The sequence below is a fragment of the Flavobacterium sp. KS-LB2 genome (genome assembly GCF_036895565.1).
GTDB lineage: Bacteria > Bacteroidota > Bacteroidia > Flavobacteriales > Flavobacteriaceae > Flavobacterium.
In genome coordinates this window covers 2,654,775-2,679,504 of the sequence record NZ_CP145904.1, presented here as the reverse complement: position 1 = coordinate 2,679,504, position 24,730 = coordinate 2,654,775, and the positions used below count along the sequence as shown (strand labels likewise).

The following is a 24,730-nucleotide window of genomic DNA, read 5'->3' as shown; positions in this document are numbered from 1 at the left end:
CTATTAAAATTTTGTTAAAAAATTTAACATTTCTGTCATTTACTTCAAAGCAAAAGTGCTAAATTGCGGGCTTAAACATAAATACCACTCATGTTTTCAGTCGATAAAATACATTTTGAAATATCAGAACGAAAGATGATTCTTCGTGTTTTTGATGTGTTTTTTGTTTTTGGTTCTTTGTTTTTTATAGGGAATATATTTGATTTTGACTACTTTATAAAGTCAACCGATACTCTATCTTGGATGCTGATTTTGGGTATTTATATCAATTTTTTCGGTACTATTTTCGAAATGTATAATCTTCAGGTTGCAAGTAATCAATTTCAGGTACTAAAGAGTTCGATTCTTACGGTTTCAACCACTGTTTTAGTGTATTTATTGACACCGATTTATTCTCCAGAACTTCCTTCAAACAGAATTCAGATTGTATTGTTTTATGTGGTGGTGTTTCTGGCTTTGTTTTTATGGCGCATGTTTTATGTTTCGTTTTTAGCTTCTACTCGATTTTTACAAAATGCAGTTTTAATCTGTGATAAGGAGCAGGTGGTAGAGTTGATATCTGGATTAGAAAATATCGATCCCCATTATAAAATAATTGCATTTGTAAATGCTGATGCCGCTGAAGATGAGACAGTCGAATATCCCTACGTTAAAAATATAAAGAGAGAGGCGTTGTTTTCTTTTGTCAAACAAAACAGTATATCCGAAATTGTAATTGCTTCCCAAAAGACAGAAGGAATTACAACTGAGTTATATCAGCAACTACTTCATTTATTAGAATCTGGTACTATAATTAGGGAGTATACGCAAGTATATGAAAGCAAAACACAACGCATACCAGTGCATTATATGTCTAGGGATTTTTATCGGTTTTTCCCTTTTAGCAGAAGCAATCACAATAAGTTGTATTTAATTGGTGCCCGTATTTTTGAAATCAGTGCTTCGGTACTTGGATTGTGTATCGGTTTGGTGTTATTCCCATTGATAGTACTTGGAAACGCTATAGGAAACCGGGGAAAGCTATTTTATACGCAAGAACGTGTAGGTAAAGATGGTGTGGTATTCGAAATTTTAAAATTTAGAACCATGGTTAGTAATGCCGAATCTAATGGTGCCGTTTTTGCCACTGCAAATGATTCTCGCGTGACAGCCTTTGGTAAGTTTTTACGAAAAACCAGAATTGATGAATTTCCACAATTCATTAATGTTTTAAAAGGTGATATGGCTGTTATTGGCCCTCGCCCAGAGCGTCCTTTTTTTGTAAAGGAAATTGCTGAAGTCATGCCTTTTTATGAAACAAGACATATTATAAAGCCGGGTCTTACGGGATGGGCACAAGTAAATTACGCCTACGGAGCGACAATTAATGATAGTTTGATCAAATTGCAATACGACTTATATTATATCAAACACCGAAGTATTTTTCTGGATTTAAATATTGCTTTTAAAACAATTACCACCGTTTTATTTTATAGAGGGCAATAATATTATTTATTATTAATAATATTATTATTTATTATTATTTAAAAAAATTAAATGATAATTGGAATACGTTTTTTATTTTGGATAACCAGTCTGATTAAAAGAATTCCACTTGTGATTATTAAAGGTAGTACCAGCACAAAGTGAGCTTTGTTGATTAGTATAAAAAAATACAGTACTAAAAAGAGTAGGTTTACTATCGCCAGATTGTAAATTGCTTTTTTGTTTTTAGTCCAATAAAAATATAAAAAACCTAATAAAGTTGGATTAAAAAGTAACATATTATAGTTGTATTCCAATTCTAAATGCAAGGAATAAAACCACGAAAATGAAAAGAATATTCCAATTATACCCATTACACTAAGGTAGAATAAATGCACACTTTTTTTGTTTAGCAACACAATAAATGCGAGGAAAAGAATATAGGTATAGGGATTGTTCCACCATGAAACTGGAACTTCATTTTTAAATTCGATTAGCGTTTTGTTTTCTTTTACTAGTGGATGGTTTTGGAAAGAAACTTTTTTTAGACTTTTTAAAAGTTCAAAAGGTAAAAATATTTTTGTTCCTAATTGGTCTACTTTTCTCCCGAAAATAATACTAGTTCCCAATTTCTCATAAAAGTGATTGTCAAAATACGGATATAAGATGCTTCTATAAGTAATGTTGGTGTCTGTATTTTTCACAATAGCGGTAGTGTCTAGGGTTTTATTAATGATATCAACAACCATTGAAGTACAGTTTTTATCAATAAACTTATAGGTGTAATGACTTTCGCCTGAGGCCAAAGACGTATTCAAATTATCAAATAATTTTTGTTTTAAGTCCAGCGGAATATTTAGTTCTTGCTCATAAACGGACCGCTGTTCGTATTGATATTGATTAATAAAATCAGGATAGGAGTGTGCTACAGCAAAATATTGTAAATCCCCTTTTATAAATTTCATAACAAAATTTGGGGTATTAAAATCAAAAGCTCCATAATTGTAGACTACATCAATAGCGTTGTCTGCATCGTGTACCCGAATTGCGGTGTGTCCAAAAAGCGAATAAGATTCATTTCCTGTTCCACAAGTGATTACGCTGACTTGAGTGTTTTTTGATACTGTAATGCTTTGTCCAAAACTAGTATTCGCAGTTAAAAGCAAAACTATGAAAAGAACTATTTTTTTTAAAGAAGCGGTATTCATATGTTATGATAGTGTTGTTTTTTAATTAATTTCTAAACATTCCCAAATCTACTTTGACCGAAAAAATATTGGAGTACAAAGCGGCACTTTGGTCGCCTAAATCAGTCAACGCATAATCGATCTGTATGCCTTTGTATTTGAATCCCAAACCAATATTAGGCTGAAATCCTACTCTTTGGGTATTGTCAAGTTGTTGTACATTTTGAAAATTACCTACACCTGCCCGTACAAATACTAAATCGGTATAGCCAAATTCTAATCCTATCGCGGGGTCGATACTAACAAAATCGGTCGAGATAAGATCGTTTGTTTTGGCAAATCGCATATTCATATTGGCTGCAGCCAAAATGCTATAGTCGTATCGAATGATGAATTTTTTAGCGATTCCCAATTGTGCTTTTGGAGCTGTAATCTCTGTGCTTTCCGGTAATTCCTGATTTTCTCCAGGGATGGAATTGGCAATTTTTTGATATTCGTCTTCATCAATATTCCATACGTTGTAGGTGGTGGTTATATCCCGAAGCATTAATCCAAATTGCCAGTTGTTTTTTTCGAATTGTAAACCAACATCAAAACCAAAACCCCAAGAATTAGCAAATTCCCCAATAATTCGTCGGATTACTTTGGCGTTTACACCATATTGAAATCCAGGTACAGGTAGTTTTCGAGCATAGGAAAAAGTAAAACCATAATCGGCCGTTGAAAAAAGACTGATTCTGTTGTAATCAATATTGCCTTGGCTGTCTATCAGTTCAGTAGTGTTTAAAATGTCGTCGACGCCAAAACGAATTAATGAAATTCCCCAAGCGCTTCTATCGTCTATGGGGCTTGCATAAGCTAGGTAATCGTATTGGGCAATATTAGCAAAATAATTAGCATGCATTACAGCAACTTGATGGTCCTCCAGATGTAGTAGTCCTGCTGGATTCCAATATCCAGAATTTACATCAGCAGTAGCTGCTACGACAGCATTTGACATACCAAGTGCAGCCGCATCAACGCCGATATTCATAAACTCATTCGAGTATTTCCGAACGGCTTGGCTGTAATTTAGCGTACTAATCAAAACCGCTGCTAATAGGAAGCTTTTTTTCAATGGGGTTGTTTTTACAAACTAAAAGTTTGTTTAATTTTTATCAAAAATATAATTTTTTACTGAGCTTATTTCTTCCTTTGGGTAAATATATACAAACATGAAATCACTGTTGAAAAAACTCTAGTTAAAAACGTACTTCTCCTTGACTTATTATACTAAATTTGCCAACTGTGGTTTACTAAAATTTATAACTATGACTATTAAAAAACACATCCCTAATCTGATTACTTTATTAAATCTTTTTTGTGGTTGCATCGCATTGATTTTTGCCTTTAACCAAGATTTTGAAATGGCCTTTTATTTTGTTTGTTTAGGTATATTTTTAGACTTTTTTGATGGTTTTTTTGCCCGATTATTCCATGTTTCCAGTCCGCTTGGCTTGCAGTTGGATTCTTTAGCAGACATGGTTACGAGCGGTGTTGTGCCGGGTTTAGTGATGTCTCAAATGATGATTGACCATTCCTCAACTGCGGCGGTTGCTCATTTACAACTTTTTCCTTATTTAGGGTTTTTAATTGCTTTAGGGTCTTGTTACCGATTGGCAAATTTTAATATTGATACGCGTCAAACAGATTCTTTTATTGGTTTGCCAACGCCTGCTAATGCACTGTTTATTTTAAGTTTGCCTTTGGTATTGAAATATACTGATTCTTTGATTATAATTGAATTATTGACTAATCCTTGGTTTTTATTATTCATTACAGTATTGAGTGCCTATATGTTGAATGCTGAAATTCCATTGTTCTCTTTAAAAATTAAAAAATTTAGTTTTAAAGAAAATACACTTCAAGTTGTCTTTTTGACTTTGTCTCTGCTACTATTGATTTTCTTGCAATATTTAGGCATTCCTTTGGTCATTCTTTTCTATGTTTTGCTTTCAGTAGTGAATAATAAAGTGCTTAAAAAGTAATTTTTTTGGATGAAAAGGAAAACGGTCAGAAGGAAAACTTCGGTAGTTCGTGCTTCAAAGAAGAAAGCAACTGTTTTTTCTGGAGTTATTTTGCGTTACTCTATTATTGCTGTTTTTGTTTTGCTCATTGCGGTGACTGCTTATCATTATCGTGATGGTTTAGCGTATTATTTTAGTTTTAAATCAGACAAAATACTTAAAGCAGAAACAGAAGCTAAGCGCATTTCCGATGTTCGCAATTTTCAGGTTTTAGAAAAACACGAAGGAAAAAGTGTGGGTATTGATGTTTCTGAATATCAAGGAAAAATCCGATGGACTTATGTAGATACGTTAGAACAAAAATATCCGTTGCATTTTGTATTTATTCGAGCTACTGTTGGAAAAGATAGAAAAGACCGTCAGTTTGATAGGAATTGGCTTGGCGCCAAAGAGAATATGATGATTCGTGGAGCCTATCATTACTATCGTCCCAACGAAAATTCAATGGAGCAAGCCGAACTTTTTATTAAAACTGTAACGTTACAAAAAGGAGATTTACCACCCGTTTTAGATATTGAAAAATTACCTAAAAATCAGTCGATAGATAATTTGAAAATAGGCTTAAAAAGATGGTTGAATGCTGTAGAATCCCATTATGGCGTAAAACCAATCATTTATACCGGTGAGCGGTACTATGATGATTTTTTAAAAGAAGAATTTAGCGATTATCTTTTTTGGATTGCCAATTATAATTTTTACAGAGAAGAAATAGCTGAGGATTGGTTGTTTTGGCAATTCACTGAAAAAGCATCAGCTCCTGGAATTAAAGGTAATGTAGATGTTAATATTTACAATGGAGATTTGCAACAGTTGCGGTATATTACTGTGGAGTAGTTTAGTGTTCAGTATTCAGTGGGTCAGTGTTCAGTGTTCGGTTTTTAAGTGATCAGTAATCAGTGATTAGTGTTCAGTAATTAGTTGATACTCCTAAACGGTTACTCCGAACTTTTGAGGATTTAAAATTATGTAATTTATTAGTGTACCAACTTCATTGCTTTTATTTAATAATTCCTTGTAAACACTTTCATTTATATAGTTGCATTTAAGTGAAAACTCTATCCAAACTTGAGTTTCTGAGTTTTTAGCATCGGAATCATTTAGTTTACTATGAAAATGTTTAGGATAAACGCTTTTTCAATACGCTTATACAATATTAGCTGGAACGCTTCTAGAAGAGCCGTCTGATTAGGTCGTTTGAAGAATACATTTCTTCTTTTGGGAAAGATTTTGTTGTTTCAAAGATTTCCATGGCTAATTAGGATGATTTCTGATACGCTAATAGGTCTTGGAATTTGATATTGTATTTATTTATAAATGATTCACTGCTAGTAAATACAGACCACTTTTTTAAAACTCCAATTTCTTCTTTCTCAACTCAAAATTTTGCCCTAGATAGACGCGACGTACCATTTCATCTTCTACTAATTCTTCTGGAATCCCCGCTTTTAGGATTCCACCCTCAAACATCAAGTATGTTTTATCTGTAATTGCTAAGGTTTCCTGTACGTTATGATCGGTAATTAAAATACCGATATTTTTATTTTTTAGCTGAGCTACAATTCTTTGAATATCTTCTACGGCAACAGGGTCGACACCCGCGAAAGGTTCATCCAATAAAATGAATTTTGGATCTGTGGCTAAACAGCGTGCAATTTCGGTACGACGGCGTTCACCACCCGAAAGTAAATCCCCACGATTGGTTCGAATATGTTCTAAGCTGAATTCTTCGATTAAACTTTCCATTTTAGCCTCTTGTTCCGCTTTGGTAAGTTTTGTCAATTGAAGTACGCTTAATATGTTGTCTTCAATGCTTAATTTTCTAAAAACAGAAGCTTCCTGCGCTAAATAACCAATTCCCTGTTGTGCTCTTTTGTACATAGGGTAATCAGTAATATTCAAATCATCTAGAAATATATTGCCTGAATTTGGTTTAACCAATCCCACAATCATATAAAAAGAAGTTGTTTTTCCAGCACCGTTAGGGCCAAGTAGCCCAACGATTTCTCCTTGATTCACTTCTACTGAAATGCCTTTTACAACACTTCTTCCCTTGTAGGTTTTGATTAAATTTTCGGCTCTTAATTTCATATTCTTGGGTTTAATCGATTATCCGTTTAATTGTGTAAACGTCAAATAAACGAATAAACAATTAAACGGTTTCAGTTCTTAACAATTTATTTGGTTGCAGTTTCTTCTAATGCTTCCCAGAATTCATACGCACGTCTTAAATGTGGTACTACGATAGTTCCGCCAACTAGGGTTGCAATTCCCATAGCTTCCATCATTTCTTCTTTGGTAACGCCTTCTTTATGGCTGGTTTCCAAGTGGTATTTTACGCAGTCATCGCAACGTAAAACCGCTGAAGCTACTAATCCTAAAAGCTCTTTGGTTTTCACGTCTAAAGCTCCTGCTGCATATGCATTAGTGTCTAGATTGAAAATTCTTTTTACAATTTTATTATTGTCTGCCAATAATTTTTCGTTCATTTTAGAACGGTACTCGTTGAATTCTTCTATAATATCAGCCATTTACTTTTTTTTGATTTTTTACTACTATTTTTGAAATTAAGATGCTTGCTTCATAGATTAACAGCATAGGGATAGTCACAATTATTTGACTCACTACGTCTGGTGGAGTAACAATTGCTGCCACTATAAGAATGATGATTACGGCATATTTCCAGTATTTTCTCAAGAAAACCGGGGTTACTAAACCTAATTTGGTCAGGAAATAAATGATTATGGGTAATTCAAAAAACAATCCACAAGCGATAACACTTGTTTTTACCATCCCAATGTACGAATCAATACTAAATTGGTTTTTTACTACAGGACTGATGGTAAAAGTGGCAAAGAAGTTGACAGACATAGGTACAATTACAAAATAACCAAACAATACGCCCAAAAAGAAAAGTAATGAGGATGAAAAAATGAAAAGTTTCGCGTGTTTTTTCTCCGTATCATATAATGCAGGACTGATAAATTTCCAAACTTCCCATAGGATAAATGGAAAACCAAGAATAAATCCGGCAGTTATACACGTCCAAATCAAGACATTAATTTGTCCCTCCATATTCGTATTTTGGATAATGAAAGGCATTTCGGTCACGCATATAGTTTCAGCAAAACCCAATTGATTGGAGAGGTCACAAAAAAAGCGATAGGTTATAAAATTAGCATTTGTGGGGCCAAAAATGATCTCATCAAAAATATAATCACTGATAAAAAAAGTGACAGTAGCCAAAATTAATATTGCAATTGTGCTTCGAACCAATAGCCATCTTAATTCTTCAAGATGATCTAAAAACGACATTTCGTTTAAGTTTTTTTTAGCCATTATAGTATTCCTTCTTTTAAAATATCGTGTAAATGTAATACTCCTTTGTATGCTCCATTATCAACCACTACTAATTGCGTGATGGAGAAATCTTCTAAAATGTTTAATGCATCTACAACCATAGCGGTAGATGGTATTAATTTTGGGTTTTTTGTCATGATGTCTTTGGCGGTCAAATCAGCAAAAGAATCTCTCTCATTTAGCATGCGTCGAATATCACCATCAGTAATAATACCAATAACTTTATCTTGATCGATAACCGCAGTTACACCGAGACGTTTTTCAGAAATTTCGAAAATTACTTTTTTTATTGGTGCATCTGGAGATACCATAGGTTTTAAGGTGTGTTCTAAAATATCTTGTACACGCAATAATAATTTCTTGCCTAATGCACCACCTGGATGGTAAACGGCAAAATCTTCTGGTTTGAAATCACGCATTTCCATGAGGCAAACGGCAATTGCATCACCCATAACTAATTGCGCAGTGGTACTGTTAGTAGGGGCAAGATTATTAGGGCAAGCTTCGTTATCTACAGTGGTGTTCAAAACAAAATCGGCGCCTTTAGCCAGAAAAGAAGCCGTATTTCCTGTTATTGCTATCAATGTGTTTCCAAAACGTTTTAATAGCGGTACTAAAACCTTTATTTCAGGACTATTGCCACTTTTTGAAATACAAATGATAGTATCTTCATTTTGGATCATTCCTAAATCACCGTGAATCGCCTCTGAGGCATGAAGAAATAGGGATGGAGTTCCAGTAGAATTAAAAGTAGCAACCATTTTTTGGGCGATAATAGCACTTTTTCCTATTCCTGTAACAACTACTCTTCCTTTAGAATTATAGATGTTTTGTGTCGCTTCAATGAAGTTTTCATCAAGAAAATCAGTTAGTTTGGCAATAGATTCGCTTTCCGATAAAATAGTTTTTTTGGCGCTAGCCAATATATTTTCTTTAGATATCAAAACAGAATGATTAAAATTTGTATGTGTAAAAGAAATTTGTACCTTTAGGTGTTGCAAATTTATACAAAATACCACATAATAAAGAATGAATTCAAACGAAATTGACATACACAAAGAATTAAAGAAATATTTTGGCTTCAGCCAATTTAAGGGGTTGCAGGAACAAGTCATAAAAAGTATCCTAAATCAACAGAATACATTTGTGATAATGCCCACAGGAGGAGGAAAATCACTTTGTTATCAATTACCCGCTTTGATTCAAGAGGGAACTGCTATAGTAGTTTCGCCTCTTATTGCTTTAATGAAAAATCAAGTTGATGCCATCAGGAGTTTGTCTTCTGAAAATGGTGTGGCCCATGTTTTAAATTCTTCACTTACCAAAACCGAAATTGCCCAGGTAAAAAAAGATATTACGTCAGGATTAACAAAGTTGTTGTATGTAGCACCGGAGTCCTTGACTAAGGAAGAGTACGTCAGCTTTCTTAAAAATGTCACTATCTCATTTGTGGCTATCGATGAAGCACATTGTATTTCGGAATGGGGACATGATTTTAGACCGGAATATCGGAATTTGAAACATATTATTAAGCAATTAGGTAATGTTCCTATTATTGGACTCACAGCAACAGCTACACCAAAAGTACAGGAAGATATTCTGAAAAACCTAGATATGTCTGATGCGATCACATTTAAAGCATCATTTAACAGACCCAATCTGTATTACGAAGTACGTACTAAAACGAAAAATATAGAATCGGATATTATTCGTTTTATCAAACAGCACAAAGGGAAATCAGGAATTATTTATTGCTTGAGCCGTAAAAAAGTGGAGGCTATTGCCGAAGTTTTACAGGTAAACGGAATCAGTGCGGTGCCTTATCACGCTGGATTAGATGCTAAAACCCGTGCCAAACATCAGGATATGTTCCTGATGGAAGATGTAGATGTAGTGGTGGCGACCATCGCTTTTGGGATGGGAATTGACAAACCAGATGTGCGTTTTGTAATTCATCATGACATTCCTAAATCACTGGAAAGTTACTATCAGGAAACGGGTCGTGCCGGTCGTGATGGAGGTGAAGGACATTGTTTAGCGTACTACTCTTATAAAGATGTAGAGAAATTAGAAAAATTCATGTCGGGTAAACCCGTAGCGGAACAGGAAATTGGATTTGCTTTGTTGCAGGAAGTTGTGGCTTACGCCGAAACATCTATGTCAAGAAGGAGATTCTTACTTCATTATTTCGGAGAAGAATTTGATGATGTTAATGGAGATGGAGCTGACATGGATGATAACATTAGAAATCCAAAAACAAAGGTAGAAGCCATTGATCAAGTTGTGAAATTACTCGAAGTAGTTCGCGATACCAAACATTTATACAAATCAAAAGAAGTTGTTTTTACCTTGATTGGTCGTGTCAATGCAGTTATAAAAGCCCATAGAACAGATACCCAATCCTTTTTTGGATGTGGTGCTGATCATGATGAAAAATACTGGATGGCCTTGTTGCGACAAGTTCTCGTTGCAGGATTTTTATCGAAAGATATTGAAACCTATGGTATTGTAAAAATCACTGAGAAAGGATTAAATTTTATAAAAAACCGAGAATCCTTTATGATGTCCGAAGATCATGAATACAATGAATCTGAGGATGAAGCTATAGTTACCGCTTCTAAATCTACTGGAACTGCCGACGAATTATTGATGGGTATGTTGCGTGATTTGCGTAAAAAAGTGGCTAAGAAATTAAGCGTTCCTCCATTTGTGGTTTTTCAAGACCCATCACTAGAAGATATGGCTTTGAAATATCCTATTTCTCAAGAAGAATTGATTAATATTCATGGTGTTGGAGAAGGAAAAGCTAAAAAATACGGAAAAGAATTCTTAGAATTAATCAGCCGATATGTTGCCGATAATGACATCATCCGTCCTGAGGACTTAGTGGTGAAGTCGACTGGAGTAAACTCTGTCAATAAATTGTATATTATTCAAAATATCGATAGAAAATTATCACTTGATGATATCGCTTCAGCAAAAGGATTGAAGATGGATGATTTGATCAAAGAAATGGAGCAAATAGTCTATTCTGGAACTAAGTTAAATATTAAATATTGGATTGACGATATGCTTGATGATGATCAGCAAGAAGAAATCCATGAGTATTTTATGGAATCCGAATCAGATAATATAGAAAATGCACTCAAAGAATTTGATGGCGATTATGATATTGATGAATTGCGCTTGATGCGAATTAAATTCATCAGCGAAGTAGCGAACTAAAGAAGTGTTCAGTGTTCAGTTTTTTAGTATTCAGTTATTTCGAGACAATAGCATTGATCACTAAAAGCTGACTACTGACCACTAAAAATTTCCCCTCGATGCGGTTTCAAAGCATCTCTTACCTGAATCATGTTTTCATCCGTGACTACCATAAAAGCAATTGCCTGCATTTCGCCTTGAATTTCAAAACCGGTTATATTCAACGGTAATTTCTCAATAGCGATGTATTCTTTCAAATGAATTTCGTGATGTTCTGCTGTTTTTGCGGAAGCAGGTCCACGAAAATCCCATATTAGTTTTATTTGTCTAGACATTTTTCTTCAAGATTAATAGCTTAACCGTTTAAAGGATTAACTGTTTTGAAGGGACAAAGTTACAAAGTCTTATTCGAAATAAGCCAATTTGAAAAGTTGAAAAGGGAATCTTCTTTCAATAACAAGAAGTCAGTTCAAAATACTACTTTTGTACCTTGATTATTTTAAGCTTTTATTAAAGCCGAATAATCTAAAATCGAATAATCTAAAAAAATGCCTCAAGAACTCTTATTACAAGTATCTCCAGAAATTGCAGCAAATGATTTGTTGTTGAAAAATCATTTGTCAAAACAAATTACCGTTTCTGTATCTGAAATTCAGCACGTTTCTGTTCTGAAAAGATCTATTGATGCCCGTCAAAAAGCAATAAAAATCAATCTTAAGGTTTTGATTTTCATGAAAGGAGAACCTTTTCAAGAACAAAAAATACAACTCCCAGATTATGGTAATGTGGCTGGAGCTCAGGAAGTAATTGTGGTTGGTGCTGGACCTGCAGGTCTTTTTGCGGCTTTGCAATTGATAGAATTGGGGTTGAAACCAATAGTTGTTGAACGTGGAAAAGACGTTCGTGGTAGAAGAAGAGATTTGAAAGCCATCAACGTAGATCATCTTGTCAATGAAGATTCCAATTATTGTTTTGGCGAAGGTGGCGCAGGAACCTACTCAGATGGGAAGTTATACACGCGTTCTAAAAAAAGAGGCGATGTAACCCGCGTGTTAGAATTGTTTGTCGCTTTTGGAGCTTCAGCTGATATTCTAATTGAGGCACATCCACATATTGGAACGAATAAATTACCTCAAATCATTCAGGATATTAGGGAAAAAATCATCGAATGTGGTGGACAGGTTTTGTTTGAAACCCGTGTGACTGATATTTTAGTGAAAAATAATGAAGTACAAGGGATTGTTACTCAAAAAGGAGAAACGATTCTTGCCAATAAACTTATTTTGGCCACAGGGCATTCGGCTCGTGATATTTTCGAATTATTAGATAGAAAGAAAATTTTTATCGAGGCTAAGCCTTTTGCCTTAGGCGTACGAGCAGAACATCCACAATCTTTGATAGACAGTATTCAATACAGTTGTGATTACCGTGGCGATTATTTGCCTCCGGCTCCTTATTCGATCGTGAAACAAGTTGGTGGTCGTGGGATGTATTCCTTTTGTATGTGCCCAGGTGGCGTAATTGCTCCTTGCGCAACAAGTCCTGGTGAAGTGGTTACAAATGGTTGGTCGCCATCCAAAAGGGATCAGGCTACTGCCAATTCTGGAATTGTAATTGAATTACAACTAGCCGATTTTAAGCCTTTTGCTAAATTTGGTGCTTTGGCTGGAATGGAATTCCAAAAAAGTATTGAGCAACGCGCTTGGCATTTAGCAGGGGAAAGTCAAAAGGTTCCTGCACAACGCATGATTGATTTTACACAAAACAAAGTTTCATCGGATATCCCTAAAACATCTTATGTTCCTGGAACGACATCAGTAGAAATGGGACAGGTTTTTCCTGGATTCTTAACACAAATACTGCGAGAAGGATTTACCGAATTTGGGAAATCTATGCGAGGATATTTGACCAATGAAGCCATTCTTCATGCACCAGAATCGAGAACATCTTCGCCAGTTCGAATTCCTAGAGATCCTTTGACCTACGAACATGTTCAAATAAAAGGATTGTATCCTTGTGGAGAAGGTGCAGGTTATGCTGGCGGAATTATATCTGCCGCTATTGATGGAGAAAAATGTGCGTTGATGATTGGTGCAATTTTGAATAAATAGAAAGGATCAGTTGACTTTTTTTGTGATCCAATAAACATCAAGAAAATCCATTTTTATAGCAGTTCGTTTTACCTTCAAAAAAATTATACGCAGATTTGCAGATTTTCATAATATTTATAAATAGAGTAATTTGTGAATCTGCAGATAATAAAGCTATACAACTTTGCTGACTTTCAGTCGATTGGGTTGGATCTTTTTTTTAAAGTAATAACAAGCTGCGCTTTGAGTTAATGATCATAACTGATAACTCTTGCTATTTTCCATTGATTGTCTTTTTTCTGCCAAATCATAAGAAATTTAAAGGTTCCAATTTCTTCTTTTCCGTTTTCTATATGTCGGAATTCATGTACGCCAATTTCAATCGCGCCATAGTCTTTGATGGGATGTACTTCCAGCGTTCCGTTGACCAGTTTTCGGGTTAGTTTATTTTCGTTTTTAAACATATTCGAAAAATTGGTAAAAACGGTCTCATAGGACAGCAATCCGCCATTGTCTTGAAACCATTCTAAATCGTCAGTAAATAAGGATTTAAATTTTTGAAAATCTTTTTTGTTGAACGCTTCGAACATAATCTCGTCCATTTGTTCGATTTCCTTATATAGTGCTGCTGATGTTGGTGCTACTTTTTTTTCTTGCGCATTTGCAGTATTGAAAAAAGCTAAAGCAAGAATTAGAATTAAATTAAAATGAAATTTGAAGCTATTTTGTGTCATAAAAATTATATTAAAATGGTCATTTTTTCCTTGGTTTTGGTCGAATAGCGAATGCTTATTGTATCATTATTTTTTAACTGCTACAGCAATTTTTGAATCGGCAGTACCATAATATAAAAACCATTGTTTTTTAAAATAAACCAATCCTTCTACAAAGCAAACTTCATTTACCTCGCCTGTTTTTTCATAAGGTTTGTTCGGATGAATAAAATAATCCTCCATTCGGTCTATTAATTTATAGGGTTGTTCTTTGTCAAATAACGCTTGACTTGCTGCATAGGTGAATTTAGGCAAACTCGAATCATTATAATTGGCGGCATTACTTCCGTTATAAATTAGTACAATACCTTCTTTTTGGACTAAAGCAAAAGGGCCGGGTTCAACTAAACGACTATCAAAATAACCCATTCGAGGATGTAAAACGGTAATCATTTTTTTGCTTTCTTCGTTTTCGGCCACTTTCCAATGGATGAGATCTTCAGAAGTTGCGATGTACAAATTAGTATCTCCAAAATACATCCAATATTTACCTTTGATTTTTGTAGCTGTAATTTTATCGCCGTCTAATTTACAAACGATAGCTCCAGATTTTGACCACAAATCTTTGTACTTTTCTTCCTTTAAAACTAAACCGTGTTTTGTCCACGTTTTTAAATCTTTTGAGCTGGCTAAACAAAGGCGTGCTGTTTTGCCATCATAGGAAGTATAGGTCATGATGTAAGTTCCATTCTCACTTTCTATAATTCTTGGGTCCTCAACGCCGCCTTTCCATTCGTATTGTTTCATACTATCGTTGTCCGGATAAAATATTGGCGTGGGTTGTTTTTTAAAGTGCAATCCGTCTTCGCTGATGGCCAGTCCTAATCTTGACGTCATGTCTTTGTCCTGTGCTCTGTAGATGAAATATACTTTTCCGTCTTTGACAATCGCTGATGGATTAAGGACATTTCGTTCTTCCCAGTGTACTTCTTTGTTGCTTATTGGAGATTGAAAAACTTGATTTAATTGCGGTTCTAAAATCGGGTTAAGGCTGTCTACTTTTACAAAGTTGAGCATCGCCCAATCTTTGCTTTTCGTTTCGGATTTATAAGTAGAATTACTGCCACAACTGATTAGTGTAAATAAGAATAATAGCGTAATGGTTTGTTTCATAATGTTCATAATGTTTTATAAGGAATACCCTATTCCTATAGTTATTTAGTATGATTTTTGATTTTTATTTGTCTCAAATATTTATAAAAGAGTCTGATAGGGTAAAGTTGCATTTATTTTATCGAATAACAATTCTCTTTTTGAAGTTAATAATGCTTTAGTTACTTGGAGTTGTTTTGTTTGGCTTGGAATTGTATCATTTGACTTGATGGCTTTTTTTAAATGATTGATGACAACCTCGTAATCATGCCACTCTCCAAGCAAGTCAGATACACTATTTTTGTTTTGCAATGATTGGTTTTGTGATTCGCAGCTTAGGATTTTTTCATTGTATTGGTATGTTTTTAATCGTTTGCGAAAAGTGTGCATTTGCGTTTTTTTAAACTTGGTTTTGCACATTAATTTTTTAATTTCCCTTCTCATTTTATCCATATAGCGGTTAACCTTTTTTTTATTTGCTTGAGTAAGTAAGGGAATTATTTTGAGGTACTTTTTTTTAAATTTAACAACGAAGCTCTTATTCGCAATTGCGAAAAAACGTTTCAGTTCTTTGGTTTCGAGTTTTTTTAAATGACTGTAGTAAGCTTGCAGCAAATGAGAATTAGGCTGTTCAGCAAGTAAGGATTGTTCTATTTGCAGTTCTCTGATTTTTCCAGCCTGTTTAAAAATAAGTTTAAAAGGGGAGTAGTTTTTTTTGCGTTTAAATTTTTTTGAGCAATAGTTTAATAAATCAAATAAAGCATTCATTTTCTTAATTTCTACTCGAAGGCTATGAAAGGTCCCCGGAATATAGGATTTTGGAGATTTTTCTAAAATAAGGTTTATGGCACTTTTTCGTTTACTAAAATATGTTTTAAGTGCTTTCATTTTTTATAAAATATTATTTTAGAATAAAAAGGGATGATACTTGTAACAATGGATGTGTTTAAAAAGGCATAAAGAAGTTTGTTTTTGTTTTAATTATCGTCCAGAAATTTCTTTTTTTCTTCAAACTCTTCTTTTGTAATTTCTCCTTTGGCAAATCTTTTTTTCAGAATATCCAATGAAGTTTCCTTTTTTGTTCGCTGACCAAGAAAGTTATAAGGCGATGCAAATACCCAAATGAGGATGATGATCCAAAAAATCCACCAGAAAAAATGCATTCCACCGAAATGATGTCCGTTATACATGGTGTTGTTTTTAAGTTCTTGAAAATCAATATAAATATATGAATTTCAGCACGGTAATTCAAGTAATTCCATTAAAAAAACGCCTCATTGTAGTGAGGCGTTTTTTGTATTTTTCTTGTTTTGTTATTGCTTATCAATTGGCATTACTTCGTTAATGCATTTGCGGATATAATTACTTATTTTTTTTAGTATTCATTTCCATATAATCTATAGTCAAGTCAGACATTGCTTTCATTCCTAACACAAAACCGCTTTCATCAATATAAAAATCAGGAGTATGATGTGGAGCAGTTTCTGATGTTGGCTTGCCTTTAGGAGCACCTCCCAAAAAGAAGTATAGACCTGGTATTTTTTCCTGATAAAATGAAAAATCTTCGGCACCTGTAACCGCAGGAGTCAGTAGAACATTCTCTTTGCCCGCAACAGCTTCTAATGTTGGAATCATTTTTTCAGTCAATGATGGGTCGTTGTAGGTAATAGCAGTTTTGTTGGTTATACTCACATCGGCAGTGGCACCGGCACTTTCTGCTATTGCCGTTGCAATTTGTTTTATTCTGGAATGAACCATTTGCTGTACTTTGCTGTCCAGAGAACGAATGGTGCCATTCATTGTAAGTTCCTCTGGAATGACATTGCTTCGTACCCCTGCATTTATTTGTCCAACACTTACAACTGCAGGAGATTCTGTTATATTTACATTTCGGCTAACAATGGTTTGCAATCCCATTACAATCTGAGAAGCGGTAACAATTGGGTCAATACCAAGCCATGGATAAGCACCATGCGTTTGTTTGCCCATTATTTTTATTTTAAACCAATCGGATGCTGCCATTGTACCTTTTGGACGGTACTTTATTGTGCCAACTTCTGTCTGTGCATTAATATGTAATCCAAAAATAACATCTACTGTGGGATTAGTAAGGACACCTTCTTTTATCATCAATTCCGCCCCTCCTTCTTCGCCTTCAGGCGGACCTTCTTCAGCAGGCTGAAAAATAAATTTAACAGTTCCTTTTAGGTCATTTTTTACAGATGCTAAAATTTCGGCAGTTCCCATTAAAATTGCAATATGTGTATCGTGTCCGCAAGCGTGCATGATAGGAACTACTTGACCGTTGTATTCTCCTTCTGCTTTGGAGGCAAATGGAATGTCTACTCGTTCTTTTACGGGAAGTGCATCAATATCTGCTCTTAGGGCGACAACCGGACCTGGTTTTCCTCCTTTTAGAATACCAACAACTCCAGTTTTTCCCACTCCAGTTTGTACCTCAATCCCTAAAGAACGCAGGTGTGCAGCAATTTTATCAGCCGTTTTGAATTCTCTGTTTCCTAATTCCGGGTTTTGGTGAAAATCTCTTCGCCACGTAATAACTTTGGATTCTAAAGAAGCTGCCTTTTGAGCAATGGTAGCTTTTAGTGCTGTATTTTGCGCAGAAGTAAAAAGAGAGAAAGTGAATAATCCTGCAAAAAGAATAATTTTTTTCATTGGTTGTGGTGTAAATTTTGGTTTCATAGTAGCAATTATTTCAAATGAAATTCAAGCTATTTTAGAGGTAAATATGGTCAGTCAAAACAAATATAGCAAAAATATTTTGCCTTGCAGTACTTTTAAAATAGTGTGCAAAGTATCTTACTTTAAGTTAGATGTAAAAAAAAATCGCCTTGTTTGCAGTAACAAGGCGATAGTTTGATAATTTATTTTTTATTCTTTAATCTACTTTTAAAAAGCTTTTCAAATTTTTCTATTTTGGGTTGAATTACCATTTGACAATACGGTTGGCTTTTATTGTTGGAGTAATAATTCTGATGGTAGTCTTCGGCTTTGTAAAATTTAGTCAACGGTTCCAATGTTGTAACTATCGGACTGTCATAAATTCCAGCTTTTTTAATTGCAGCGATAATTGTTTGCGCCGCTTTTTTCTGTGCTTCATTTTTATAAAAGATAGCAGAACGATATTGTGTTCCTACATCGGCACCTTGTCGGTTTAGCGTAGTGGGATCATGGACTGTAAAGAAAACTTTGAAAATCTCATCCAGATTTGTTACGTTTTTATCGTAGGTAATCTGAACCACCTCGGCATAACCGGATCTTCCAGTAGAAACATCCTCATAAGTAGGATTTGCTACTTTTCCGCCTGCATATCCTGATATGGCCGATTTTACTCCTATGAGATTCTCATAAATAGCCTCAACGCACCAGTAACAGCCACCAGCCAATGTGATGGTTTCGAAATTGGATTGTTTTTTGGTTTTGTCAACAGTGCTGTTTTGTCCAAACATACTAAAGGATGCCAATAGAACAATTAAAAATATATTTTTCATTTTATTTATTGTCAGGGATAAAGTCAAGTGCGATAGAATTCATACAATATCTTTTTCCGGTTGGTGCTGGTCCATCATCAAAAAGGTGTCCTAAATGACCATCACATCTACCGCAAAGGGCTTCAATTCTTTCCATTCCAAGAGAATTGTCGGTTTTGTAAATAACACTGTTCTTGTTGTCCTGCTCAAAAAAACTTGGCCAGCCACAATTGCTAGAAAATTTGGCTCCAGAACGGAATAGTTTGTTGCCACAAGCAGCACAATAGTAGGTTCCTTTTTCATCAGTGTCCCAATATTTTCCTGTAAATGGCCTTTCGGTGTCTGCATTACGGCTTACTTCATACACGTCTTCTGGTAAAACTTTTTTCCACTCGGCATCACTAACTTTTAATTTTGTTTGGTCGGTATTGGAATAATAAGGATTACCGGGTTTACTAATTGAATTTCCCATTGCGATTGTTTTTTTTATGGTATTTTTTTTATTTGTAGTCTGTCCGCAGGCAGTGAACATAAATAAAGGAAGCAAAAATAATAGGCTTAAAAAACGGGTTGTATTTTTCATAGTTTTCTTTTTTATAGTACAAATGTAAAGCGCTTTTCAGTGAAAAAATGTCGTCTACTTTGCAATTAATAGTTATTTAAGTAAGTTTTAACTATCGTTATTTACGGGTAAAAGACCTCTTTGGATTTAGAATTAACAAAACCTTATTAGTATGAAGTAAAAGTTTTCGTTTTTGATGCCAGCAATAATTTATCCTTATGAAAATCCTTTGAGTCGTTCGGTAAAAAGTAAATTTAGTTAGGGGATTTGATCCTCCAGTTATCCACTCATTCGCATATTGATAAGGTGTTTTTTGAAACCTACTTTCTCATACGCTTTAATTGCAGCGGAATTATCACTGTAAACATCCAATCTAATTTCGGATACGCCTTTCTGGTAACACCACTCTTTGAGCGCTTCAATAATCTTCGCGTTTACTCCTTTTCCTCTGTGGAGGGGTTTAGTGTACATAAATCCTAAATAGGCATAGTTTACATGATTCAAATAAGGCTTTGCGGTTTCAATTCGGGCATACCCTGAGGCGATGAGTTCTGAACCAATCTCGGCAACCAATACTTCTATATGTGGTGCTAAAATCATTTTTTCGATATCATAATATCGTATTTTATCAGCTTTTAAAGTTGGGTCAAAAGGACGTTCAGCAGTAATAATTCCTTGTTCAAATTCTAGAAGTTCTGCTAAATCGTTTGGAAGTGCTTTTCGGATGGTTATGGTCTGCATGATGCTATTTGTAATTTACCATAAAAATACAAAAGAATCTTAGAAAATGGGGCGTCAATTTTATTGGGTCGTATTGCAAATAATTCCGCTTCAACAAATCGAAACAGAACGTTAAAGCCCCCGTCCCTAATTATCTTTTTTGTATTTTTGACCAACAATAGAATTATATGGTAGAAGAAAATGTAATATTAGTTAACCAAAATGATGAGCAAATAGGATTGATGCCTAAGCTTGAAGCACATGAAAAAGCAGTTTTGCATCGTGCTTTTTCCGTTTTTGTTTTAAACAGCAAAAATGAAATCATGTTGCAACAGCGGGCGCATCAGAAATATCATTCTCCTTTGCTGTGGACCAATACGTGTTGCAGCCATCAACGTGAGGGAGAAACAAATATTCAAGCCGGAAGCCGCAGATTATTTGAAGAAATGGGTTTTAAAACAGAACTCAAAGAACTTTTTCATTTTATCTATAAAGCTCCTTTTGATAATGGTTTGACGGAGCACGAACTCGATCATGTAATGATTGGTTACTATGATGAAGCACCAAAAATAAATTTAGAAGAGGTAGAAGCTTGGAAATGGATGAAAATTGAGGATGTGAAAGAAGATATGGAAGTGCATCCACACTTGTACACTGTTTGGTTCAAGATTATCTTCGATGAGTTTTATCATTTTCTTGAAGAACATAAAATATAAAGCTGTAAGAACAGTACAAAAAATGTATTAACACAAAAGAATTTTGTTTCCGCAATTTTAGGGAATCTGAATTTGAAATCTGAAATTATGAAAGTTACTATTTCACGAAAAGCCCATTTTAATGCGGCTCATAGATTATACAGAAAAGATTGGACTTTTGAACAAAACGATGCTATTTTCGGGAAGTGTAACAATCCTAATTTTCATGGGCATAACTACGAATTGATAGTCAGTGTGACTGGCCAAATTGATCCAGAAACAGGTTATGTAATGGATGTGAAATTTTTGAGTGATATCATTAAAGAGGACGTTGAAGACCAATTTGATCATAAAAACCTAAATATTGACGTACCTGAATTTCAGGATTTGAATCCGACAGCCGAAAATATTGTAGTTGTAATTTGGAATAAAATTAGAAAAAGAATCAAGTCTGAATTTGAATTGGAGGTTGTTCTTTATGAAACTCCGCGGAATTTTGTAACCTATAAAGGCGAATAATGAGACTAAAAGTAGGAGATATTATACCCAGTTTTAAAGCAAAAGATGCAAACGGTAATGATTTTGACAGTCAGAGCGTTGTGGGGCGAAAACCTCTGGTAATTTATTTTTATCCAAAAGACAATACTCCAGGCTGCACCGCTGAGGCATGCAGTTTTAGAGATCAATATGAAGATTTCAAAGATTTGGGTGCTGAAGTAATTGGAATCAGTAGTGATAGCGTTAGTTCGCATCAAGAGTTCAGCAGGCAATTTAAATTGCCATTTATTCTTTTGTCAGACAATGATAAAAAAATCAAAAATCTTTTTGGAGTTCCTTCTGGATTGTTTGGGCTACTTCCTGGACGAGTTACTTATGTTACGGATAAAAATGGAGTCATTCAAATGATATTTGATAGTATGTTAGCAACCAAGCATATTCCTAAAGCACTTGAAGCAATCAAGGAATTAGTATCATAGATTCAAAGTTATAGTATATGTTTGTTCTATCTTTCTTCATATTAAGGTGCTATTTTGCTGTCATATTATTTTTAAGCTGAAGACATTAGGTAAGTGAATAAAAAAACATTTATCTTATATAGTTATAATTCGAAAAACACATTGATGAAATTTTATCCATTACAATTTAAACCCATTTTAAAAGAAAGAATTTGGGGCGGTGAAAAACTTAAAACGTTACTTAATAAATCAGTTACATCAACAATTACAGGTGAAAGTTGGGAGTTGTCTACTGTTGAAGGAGATGTGAGTGTTGTGGCAAACGGAGAATGGAAAGGGAAAACATTGACTGCCCTTATTAATAGTTCTCCTGATGAAATATTGGGGACAGCAGTTCATGCTAGATTTGGAGCACAATTTCCATTGCTTTTCAAGTATTTAGATGCACGTGAAGATTTATCTATTCAAGTGCATCCCAATGATGCGTTGGCTAAAAAGCGTCATAATTCTTTTGGTAAAACCGAAATGTGGTACATCATGCAAGCGGATGATGATGCTAGAATAATTGTGGGTTTCAAAGAAAAATCGAATGCTGATGACTTTTTAGAAAATCTAAAAAACAAAACGTTACTTTCTATTCTGGATGATGTAAAAGTACAATCGGGAGATGTTTTCTTTTTAGAAACAGGAACAGTTCACGCTATTGGTGCTGGACTTGTGGTAGCTGAGATTCAACAAACTTCGGATATAACATACCGTTTGTATGATTTTGATCGGGTAGATGCTAATGGAAATACGAGGGAATTGCATGTTGATTTGGCTTTGGATGCTATTAATTATAATAAAGTAGAAACCAAGAAAGAGTATACAAAGAACATAAATCAATCGAACGAAATTGTAAACTGCCCTTATTTTACGACTAATTTCATTCCGTTAGATGGGGAAATTTCAGTTTCTAAATCGGGTAAAACCTTTACCGTATATATGTGTACTGGAGGAACATTTGAATTGGAATACAACAATTCAAAATTCCAATATAAAAAAGGAGACACCGTTTTGATTCCTGCAGCAATGAATGCATTCATCCTCAATGGAAAAGCTTCAATTTTAGAAATTTACATTTCATAGTCGGTAATAGAAAGATTATGTGTACTTTTGCAGACGCAAATTAAAATTCAAATTTTAAAAAAATAAAAATGGCAAACGTTAAGAATTTAAAAAAAGACATCAACTACGTTTTAGGAGATATTATTGAAGCAGTTTACTTGTTCGAGATTTCTACAACAGGAAAACCAACAACTGAAACTAACAATTTAATCGATGAAGCTATTGCTGCTTTTGATGCATTAATCACTAAAGTGAATGCAAAAAATGTAGAAAATAAAAAAGCACACTTCAAACAAATCAATGTTGAATTGGAACAAACTGCTAATCAATTGATTGCTAAAATCAACGAATTGTAGTCAAAAAAAAGCAAAAAAAAGTTTGAATTTGTTTTGGAAAATAGAAATTCAGACTTATATTTGCACCCGTAATGAGTCGCCAGCGTAGCTCAGTTGGCTAGAGCAGCTGATTTGTAATCAGCAGGTCGTGGGTTCGAGTCCCTCCGCCGGCTCTTTAATAAAACCACTTAACTTTTGTTAAGTGGTTTTTTGTTTTTGGTAAATGTCAGAATTGAATCCTGTTTGATTTGAATGTCGTAATTTTTTTGTTAATTTGGTGTCTAACAAAAAAAAATAAATTATGGAAGAGCATTCAGTTATTGAGAATTTCGAAATGAAGCTAAATGAGTCTGCAAAAGACTTTTTGAAAGAAACCGCAAAATGGGCTTATTTTTTATCCATTCTTGGATATATAGGAATTGGTTTTATCATTTTTGCAGCTTTATTTGCAGGTACATTATTTTCTACTATGGGAAAAATGAATCCAGCGATGGGAGCTATGGGTTCCTCTTTTGGAATGATAATGGCTGTCGTTTATTTGCTTATTGCAGCACTTTATTTCTTTCCGGTGTATTACTTGAATAAATTTGCATCTAATGCCAAAGCAGCGTTTAAAAACAATGATGCTGAAACATTGACTACTTCATTACGATATTTAAAATCACATTATAAGTTTATAGGGATTATGACTCTTGTGATTTTCTCTCTCTATCTTTTAATGTTTGTGGGGATGATTATTAGCGGAATAGCTTTCAGTGCTTAAACAGTTTTTTCGGTCAAAGTAATAATCAGGTTTTTTAGTCATATTCTAATTACTCTGCTACTTTATAGAATAAAAAAAAAATCATCTTGTTGTGTAGCAAGATGATTTTTTATTTATACCGATGAAAATATGCTTTTTAAACTTTTATTTTTGGTTTTTAATGGTAGTAACATATTCTGTTAGTTTTTTACCATATAGCGATTGTGCTACGGTTGGAGACATTGATTTTTGAATCGTATCTAAATATTTGATGTTTATATCATAGATTTCGGATAGCGCGATATAAGGTGCTACTTCAAATTTTCTGTTGTTTAATGCAAAATTTGTAGCAAATAAGTATTTTCTTTTGATATTAGAATCTTGTTTTGCACTTAAACTATCTATTTTTTGTGTGTTTTGGCTTTTGATAGCATTGAATTTTTGCTCAATTAAGGAAAGATTTTCATCTGTGAAGCGCGTATTGATTTTTTTATACTCTTCAAATATTTCTTGATTTTTGGATCCTTTAATTTTGGCATCAGATAAATAACGATCTAAACTTGTTTCAATAGTTATGTTTCCGGGCTCAGCAAAGAATGGTATATTATTGTCTAGAGAATTAGTCACACCTCTGTCTAAGAATAAATAAAGCATTTCGGGAGATTTTAAATCCAGATTGCTTTCAAAAGAGGAGCTACCATCGATGTTAATCGTGTCAATAGCTACTAATGTAGTGTCAACAACTCGCTGGATATACAGAGTACCTTTTTTTAATCCTTTGATATTTCCAGTAATATGTAAATTAGTTTTTGATTCATTCTTGTTACAAGATACTAATAGGATAAGCGTAACGAATGCAATAATAGATTTTTTCATGTGAAGTTAAAAT

The 24,730-nt window shown here is 34.2% G+C and carries 27 protein-coding genes, 1 tRNA gene and 1 pseudogene; 12 read left to right on the top strand and 17 right to left on the bottom strand.

Features of this window, described 5'->3' with window-relative positions:
- Positions 1-90: 90 nt before the first annotated feature.
- The gene (locus V5J73_RS11455; protein ID WP_338646001.1) at positions 91-1,485 is read left to right on the top strand and encodes an exopolysaccharide biosynthesis polyprenyl glycosylphosphotransferase; all 1,395 of its coding nucleotides are present in this window, start codon (positions 91-93) and stop codon (positions 1,483-1,485) included.
- Positions 1,486-1,532: 47 nt separating this feature from the next.
- Here the strand turns inward: V5J73_RS11455 and V5J73_RS11450 are convergent, their stop codons facing one another.
- Positions 1,533-2,672 (bottom strand): lipoprotein N-acyltransferase Lnb domain-containing protein, encoded by a 1,140-nt coding sequence (locus V5J73_RS11450; protein WP_338646000.1) that lies wholly within the window; start codon positions 2,670-2,672, stop codon positions 1,533-1,535.
- 25 nt (positions 2,673-2,697) lie between these two features.
- Entirely contained in the window at positions 2,698-3,768 is a 1,071-nt protein-coding gene (locus tag V5J73_RS11445) for a putative type IX sorting system protein PorV2 (RefSeq protein WP_445236400.1), read from the bottom strand.
- Positions 3,769-3,961: 193 nt separating this feature from the next.
- Here V5J73_RS11445 and V5J73_RS11440 point away from each other — a divergent pair, with 193 nt between their 5' ends.
- Both V5J73_RS11440 and V5J73_RS11435 read left to right on the top strand, forming a co-directional pair.
- Positions 3,962-4,678 (top strand): CDP-alcohol phosphatidyltransferase family protein, encoded by a 717-nt coding sequence (locus V5J73_RS11440; RefSeq protein ID WP_338645998.1) that lies wholly within the window; start codon positions 3,962-3,964, stop codon positions 4,676-4,678.
- 9 nt (positions 4,679-4,687) lie between these two features.
- Entirely contained in the window at positions 4,688-5,551 is an 864-nt protein-coding gene (locus V5J73_RS11435) for a glycoside hydrolase family 25 protein (RefSeq protein ID WP_338645996.1), read from the top strand.
- Positions 5,552-5,644: 93 nt separating this feature from the next.
- On the opposite strand, the pseudogene V5J73_RS11430 reads toward V5J73_RS11435, so the two are convergent.
- The 5 genes and pseudogenes from V5J73_RS11430 to V5J73_RS11410 all read right to left on the bottom strand — a co-directional run.
- Positions 5,645-5,782: pseudogene (locus tag V5J73_RS11430) on the bottom strand (four helix bundle protein); the annotation flags it as partial.
- Between the two features lie 282 nt (positions 5,783-6,064).
- Complete coding sequence (gene lptB, locus V5J73_RS11425; RefSeq protein ID WP_131993433.1) at positions 6,065-6,805, bottom strand: LPS export ABC transporter ATP-binding protein; 741 nt, start codon at positions 6,803-6,805, stop codon at positions 6,065-6,067.
- A gap of 86 nt (positions 6,806-6,891) precedes the next feature.
- Entirely contained in the window at positions 6,892-7,245 is a 354-nt protein-coding gene (locus V5J73_RS11420) for a carboxymuconolactone decarboxylase family protein (protein WP_073209737.1), read from the bottom strand.
- Positions 7,238-8,053 (bottom strand): twin-arginine translocase subunit TatC, encoded by an 816-nt coding sequence (gene tatC, locus V5J73_RS11415; RefSeq protein WP_338645994.1) that lies wholly within the window; start codon positions 8,051-8,053, stop codon positions 7,238-7,240. Before tatC ends, V5J73_RS11420 begins: the two co-directional genes overlap by 8 nt.
- On the bottom strand, positions 8,053-9,018 hold the full coding sequence (locus V5J73_RS11410; protein ID WP_338645992.1) for a KpsF/GutQ family sugar-phosphate isomerase: 966 nt from the start codon (positions 9,016-9,018) through the stop codon (positions 8,053-8,055). Before V5J73_RS11410 ends, tatC begins: the two co-directional genes overlap by 1 nt.
- Positions 9,019-9,103: 85 nt before the next feature.
- On the opposite strand from V5J73_RS11410, the gene recQ reads away from it, so the two are divergent.
- Positions 9,104-11,299, top strand: a complete 2,196-nt coding sequence (gene recQ / locus V5J73_RS11405; RefSeq protein WP_338645991.1) for a DNA helicase RecQ — start codon at positions 9,104-9,106, stop codon at positions 11,297-11,299.
- Positions 11,300-11,370: 71 nt separating this feature from the next.
- Here recQ and V5J73_RS11400 read toward each other — a convergent pair whose 3' ends face one another.
- Positions 11,371-11,613, bottom strand: a complete 243-nt coding sequence (locus tag V5J73_RS11400) for a hypothetical protein (RefSeq protein ID WP_338645990.1) — start codon at positions 11,611-11,613, stop codon at positions 11,371-11,373.
- Positions 11,614-11,826: 213 nt separating this feature from the next.
- Here V5J73_RS11400 and V5J73_RS11395 point away from each other — a divergent pair, with 213 nt between their 5' ends.
- On the top strand, positions 11,827-13,389 hold the full coding sequence (locus V5J73_RS11395) for an NAD(P)/FAD-dependent oxidoreductase (RefSeq protein ID WP_338645988.1): 1,563 nt from the start codon (positions 11,827-11,829) through the stop codon (positions 13,387-13,389).
- 227 nt (positions 13,390-13,616) lie between these two features.
- On the opposite strand, the gene V5J73_RS11390 is transcribed toward V5J73_RS11395, so the two are convergent.
- The 8 genes from V5J73_RS11390 to V5J73_RS11355 form a co-directional block, all read right to left on the bottom strand.
- Positions 13,617-14,102: a nuclear transport factor 2 family protein gene (locus V5J73_RS11390; protein WP_338645986.1), complete on the bottom strand. Its 486-nt coding sequence runs from the start codon at positions 14,100-14,102 to the stop codon at positions 13,617-13,619.
- Positions 14,103-14,168: 66 nt separating this feature from the next.
- The gene (locus tag V5J73_RS11385; RefSeq protein WP_338645984.1) at positions 14,169-15,254 is read right to left on the bottom strand and encodes a glycoside hydrolase family 130 protein; all 1,086 of its coding nucleotides are present in this window, start codon (positions 15,252-15,254) and stop codon (positions 14,169-14,171) included.
- An 81-nt stretch (positions 15,255-15,335) separates the two neighbouring features.
- A complete protein-coding gene (locus tag V5J73_RS11380) occupies positions 15,336-16,121 on the bottom strand; it encodes a CHAD domain-containing protein (RefSeq protein WP_338645983.1) in 786 nt (261 codons plus the stop codon).
- Positions 16,122-16,210: 89 nt separating this feature from the next.
- A complete protein-coding gene (locus V5J73_RS11375; RefSeq protein ID WP_338645981.1) occupies positions 16,211-16,423 on the bottom strand; it encodes an SHOCT domain-containing protein in 213 nt (70 codons plus the stop codon).
- A gap of 172 nt (positions 16,424-16,595) precedes the next feature.
- On the bottom strand, positions 16,596-17,909 hold the full coding sequence (locus tag V5J73_RS11370; protein WP_445236424.1) for an amidohydrolase: 1,314 nt from the start codon (positions 17,907-17,909) through the stop codon (positions 16,596-16,598).
- A 209-nt stretch (positions 17,910-18,118) separates the two neighbouring features.
- On the bottom strand, positions 18,119-18,745 hold the full coding sequence (gene msrA, locus V5J73_RS11365) for a peptide-methionine (S)-S-oxide reductase MsrA (RefSeq protein ID WP_338645977.1): 627 nt from the start codon (positions 18,743-18,745) through the stop codon (positions 18,119-18,121).
- A gap of 1 nt (position 18,746) precedes the next feature.
- The gene (gene msrB / locus V5J73_RS11360) at positions 18,747-19,307 is read right to left on the bottom strand and encodes a peptide-methionine (R)-S-oxide reductase MsrB (RefSeq protein WP_338645975.1); all 561 of its coding nucleotides are present in this window, start codon (positions 19,305-19,307) and stop codon (positions 18,747-18,749) included.
- A 258-nt stretch (positions 19,308-19,565) separates the two neighbouring features.
- The gene (locus tag V5J73_RS11355) at positions 19,566-20,027 is read right to left on the bottom strand and encodes a GNAT family N-acetyltransferase (protein ID WP_338645973.1); all 462 of its coding nucleotides are present in this window, start codon (positions 20,025-20,027) and stop codon (positions 19,566-19,568) included.
- A 167-nt stretch (positions 20,028-20,194) separates the two neighbouring features.
- On the opposite strand from V5J73_RS11355, the gene idi reads away from it, so the two are divergent.
- From idi to V5J73_RS11320, 7 genes are all read left to right on the top strand, one after another.
- On the top strand, positions 20,195-20,722 hold the full coding sequence (gene idi, locus V5J73_RS11350) for an isopentenyl-diphosphate Delta-isomerase (RefSeq protein WP_338645972.1): 528 nt from the start codon (positions 20,195-20,197) through the stop codon (positions 20,720-20,722).
- A gap of 87 nt (positions 20,723-20,809) precedes the next feature.
- Positions 20,810-21,220, top strand: coding sequence for a 6-pyruvoyl trahydropterin synthase family protein (locus V5J73_RS11345; RefSeq protein WP_338645971.1), 411 nt, complete (start codon positions 20,810-20,812; stop codon positions 21,218-21,220).
- Positions 21,220-21,678, top strand: a complete 459-nt coding sequence (locus V5J73_RS11340; protein WP_338645969.1) for a peroxiredoxin — start codon at positions 21,220-21,222, stop codon at positions 21,676-21,678. The genes V5J73_RS11345 and V5J73_RS11340 overlap by 1 nt, the downstream gene beginning before the upstream one ends.
- Positions 21,679-21,822: 144 nt before the next feature.
- Positions 21,823-22,785 carry a type I phosphomannose isomerase catalytic subunit gene (locus tag V5J73_RS11335; RefSeq protein WP_338645967.1) on the top strand — a complete coding sequence of 321 codons (963 nt, stop codon included), beginning with the start codon at positions 21,823-21,825 and terminating at the stop codon, positions 22,783-22,785.
- 68 nt (positions 22,786-22,853) lie between these two features.
- Positions 22,854-23,120 (top strand): hypothetical protein, encoded by a 267-nt coding sequence (locus V5J73_RS11330; protein WP_338645966.1) that lies wholly within the window; start codon positions 22,854-22,856, stop codon positions 23,118-23,120.
- Between the two features lie 78 nt (positions 23,121-23,198).
- Positions 23,199-23,272: transfer RNA gene (locus tag V5J73_RS11325), tRNA-Thr, on the top strand.
- A 128-nt stretch (positions 23,273-23,400) separates the two neighbouring features.
- Positions 23,401-23,862: a DUF5362 family protein gene (locus tag V5J73_RS11320; protein WP_338645965.1), complete on the top strand. Its 462-nt coding sequence runs from the start codon at positions 23,401-23,403 to the stop codon at positions 23,860-23,862.
- 144 nt (positions 23,863-24,006) lie between these two features.
- Here the strand turns inward: V5J73_RS11320 and V5J73_RS11315 are convergent, their stop codons facing one another.
- Positions 24,007-24,717: a DUF4369 domain-containing protein gene (locus V5J73_RS11315; protein WP_338645964.1), complete on the bottom strand. Its 711-nt coding sequence runs from the start codon at positions 24,715-24,717 to the stop codon at positions 24,007-24,009.
- Positions 24,718-24,730: the final 13 nt, after the last annotated feature.

Coding starts and splice junctions, on each gene's coding strand:
- V5J73_RS11380 (WP_338645983.1), bottom strand. CDS start 16,121: ATGAAAGCACTTAAAACATATTTTAGTAAACGAAAAAGTGCCATAAAC.
- msrB (WP_338645975.1), bottom strand. CDS start 19,307: ATGAAAAATACAACCCGTTTTTTAAGCCTATTATTTTTGCTTCCTTTA.
- V5J73_RS11420 (WP_073209737.1), bottom strand. CDS start 7,245: ATGGCTGATATTATAGAAGAATTCAACGAGTACCGTTCTAAAATGAAC.
- V5J73_RS11335 (WP_338645967.1), top strand. CDS start 21,823: ATGAAATTTTATCCATTACAATTTAAACCCATTTTAAAAGAAAGAATT.
- idi (WP_338645972.1), top strand. CDS start 20,195: ATGGTAGAAGAAAATGTAATATTAGTTAACCAAAATGATGAGCAAATA.
- V5J73_RS11395 (WP_338645988.1), top strand. CDS start 11,827: ATGCCTCAAGAACTCTTATTACAAGTATCTCCAGAAATTGCAGCAAAT.
- V5J73_RS11340 (WP_338645969.1), top strand. CDS start 21,220: ATGAGACTAAAAGTAGGAGATATTATACCCAGTTTTAAAGCAAAAGAT.
- V5J73_RS11370 (WP_445236424.1), bottom strand. CDS start 17,909: ATGAAAAAAATTATTCTTTTTGCAGGATTATTCACTTTCTCTCTTTTT.
- V5J73_RS11435 (WP_338645996.1), top strand. CDS start 4,688: ATGAAAAGGAAAACGGTCAGAAGGAAAACTTCGGTAGTTCGTGCTTCA.
- V5J73_RS11315 (WP_338645964.1), bottom strand. CDS start 24,717: ATGAAAAAATCTATTATTGCATTCGTTACGCTTATCCTATTAGTATCT.
- V5J73_RS11320 (WP_338645965.1), top strand. CDS start 23,401: ATGGAAGAGCATTCAGTTATTGAGAATTTCGAAATGAAGCTAAATGAG.
- msrA (WP_338645977.1), bottom strand. CDS start 18,745: ATGAAAAATATATTTTTAATTGTTCTATTGGCATCCTTTAGTATGTTT.
- V5J73_RS11400 (WP_338645990.1), bottom strand. CDS start 11,613: ATGTCTAGACAAATAAAACTAATATGGGATTTTCGTGGACCTGCTTCC.
- V5J73_RS11375 (WP_338645981.1), bottom strand. CDS start 16,423: ATGTATAACGGACATCATTTCGGTGGAATGCATTTTTTCTGGTGGATT.
- V5J73_RS11450 (WP_338646000.1), bottom strand. CDS start 2,672: ATGAATACCGCTTCTTTAAAAAAAATAGTTCTTTTCATAGTTTTGCTT.
- V5J73_RS11330 (WP_338645966.1), top strand. CDS start 22,854: ATGGCAAACGTTAAGAATTTAAAAAAAGACATCAACTACGTTTTAGGA.
- recQ (WP_338645991.1), top strand. CDS start 9,104: ATGAATTCAAACGAAATTGACATACACAAAGAATTAAAGAAATATTTT.
- V5J73_RS11455 (WP_338646001.1), top strand. CDS start 91: ATGTTTTCAGTCGATAAAATACATTTTGAAATATCAGAACGAAAGATG.
- V5J73_RS11385 (WP_338645984.1), bottom strand. CDS start 15,254: ATGAAACAAACCATTACGCTATTATTCTTATTTACACTAATCAGTTGT.
- lptB (WP_131993433.1), bottom strand. CDS start 6,805: ATGAAATTAAGAGCCGAAAATTTAATCAAAACCTACAAGGGAAGAAGT.
- V5J73_RS11390 (WP_338645986.1), bottom strand. CDS start 14,102: ATGACACAAAATAGCTTCAAATTTCATTTTAATTTAATTCTAATTCTT.
- V5J73_RS11440 (WP_338645998.1), top strand. CDS start 3,962: ATGACTATTAAAAAACACATCCCTAATCTGATTACTTTATTAAATCTT.
- V5J73_RS11355 (WP_338645973.1), bottom strand. CDS start 20,027: ATGCAGACCATAACCATCCGAAAAGCACTTCCAAACGATTTAGCAGAA.
- V5J73_RS11345 (WP_338645971.1), top strand. CDS start 20,810: ATGAAAGTTACTATTTCACGAAAAGCCCATTTTAATGCGGCTCATAGA.
- tatC (WP_338645994.1), bottom strand. CDS start 8,053: ATGGCTAAAAAAAACTTAAACGAAATGTCGTTTTTAGATCATCTTGAA.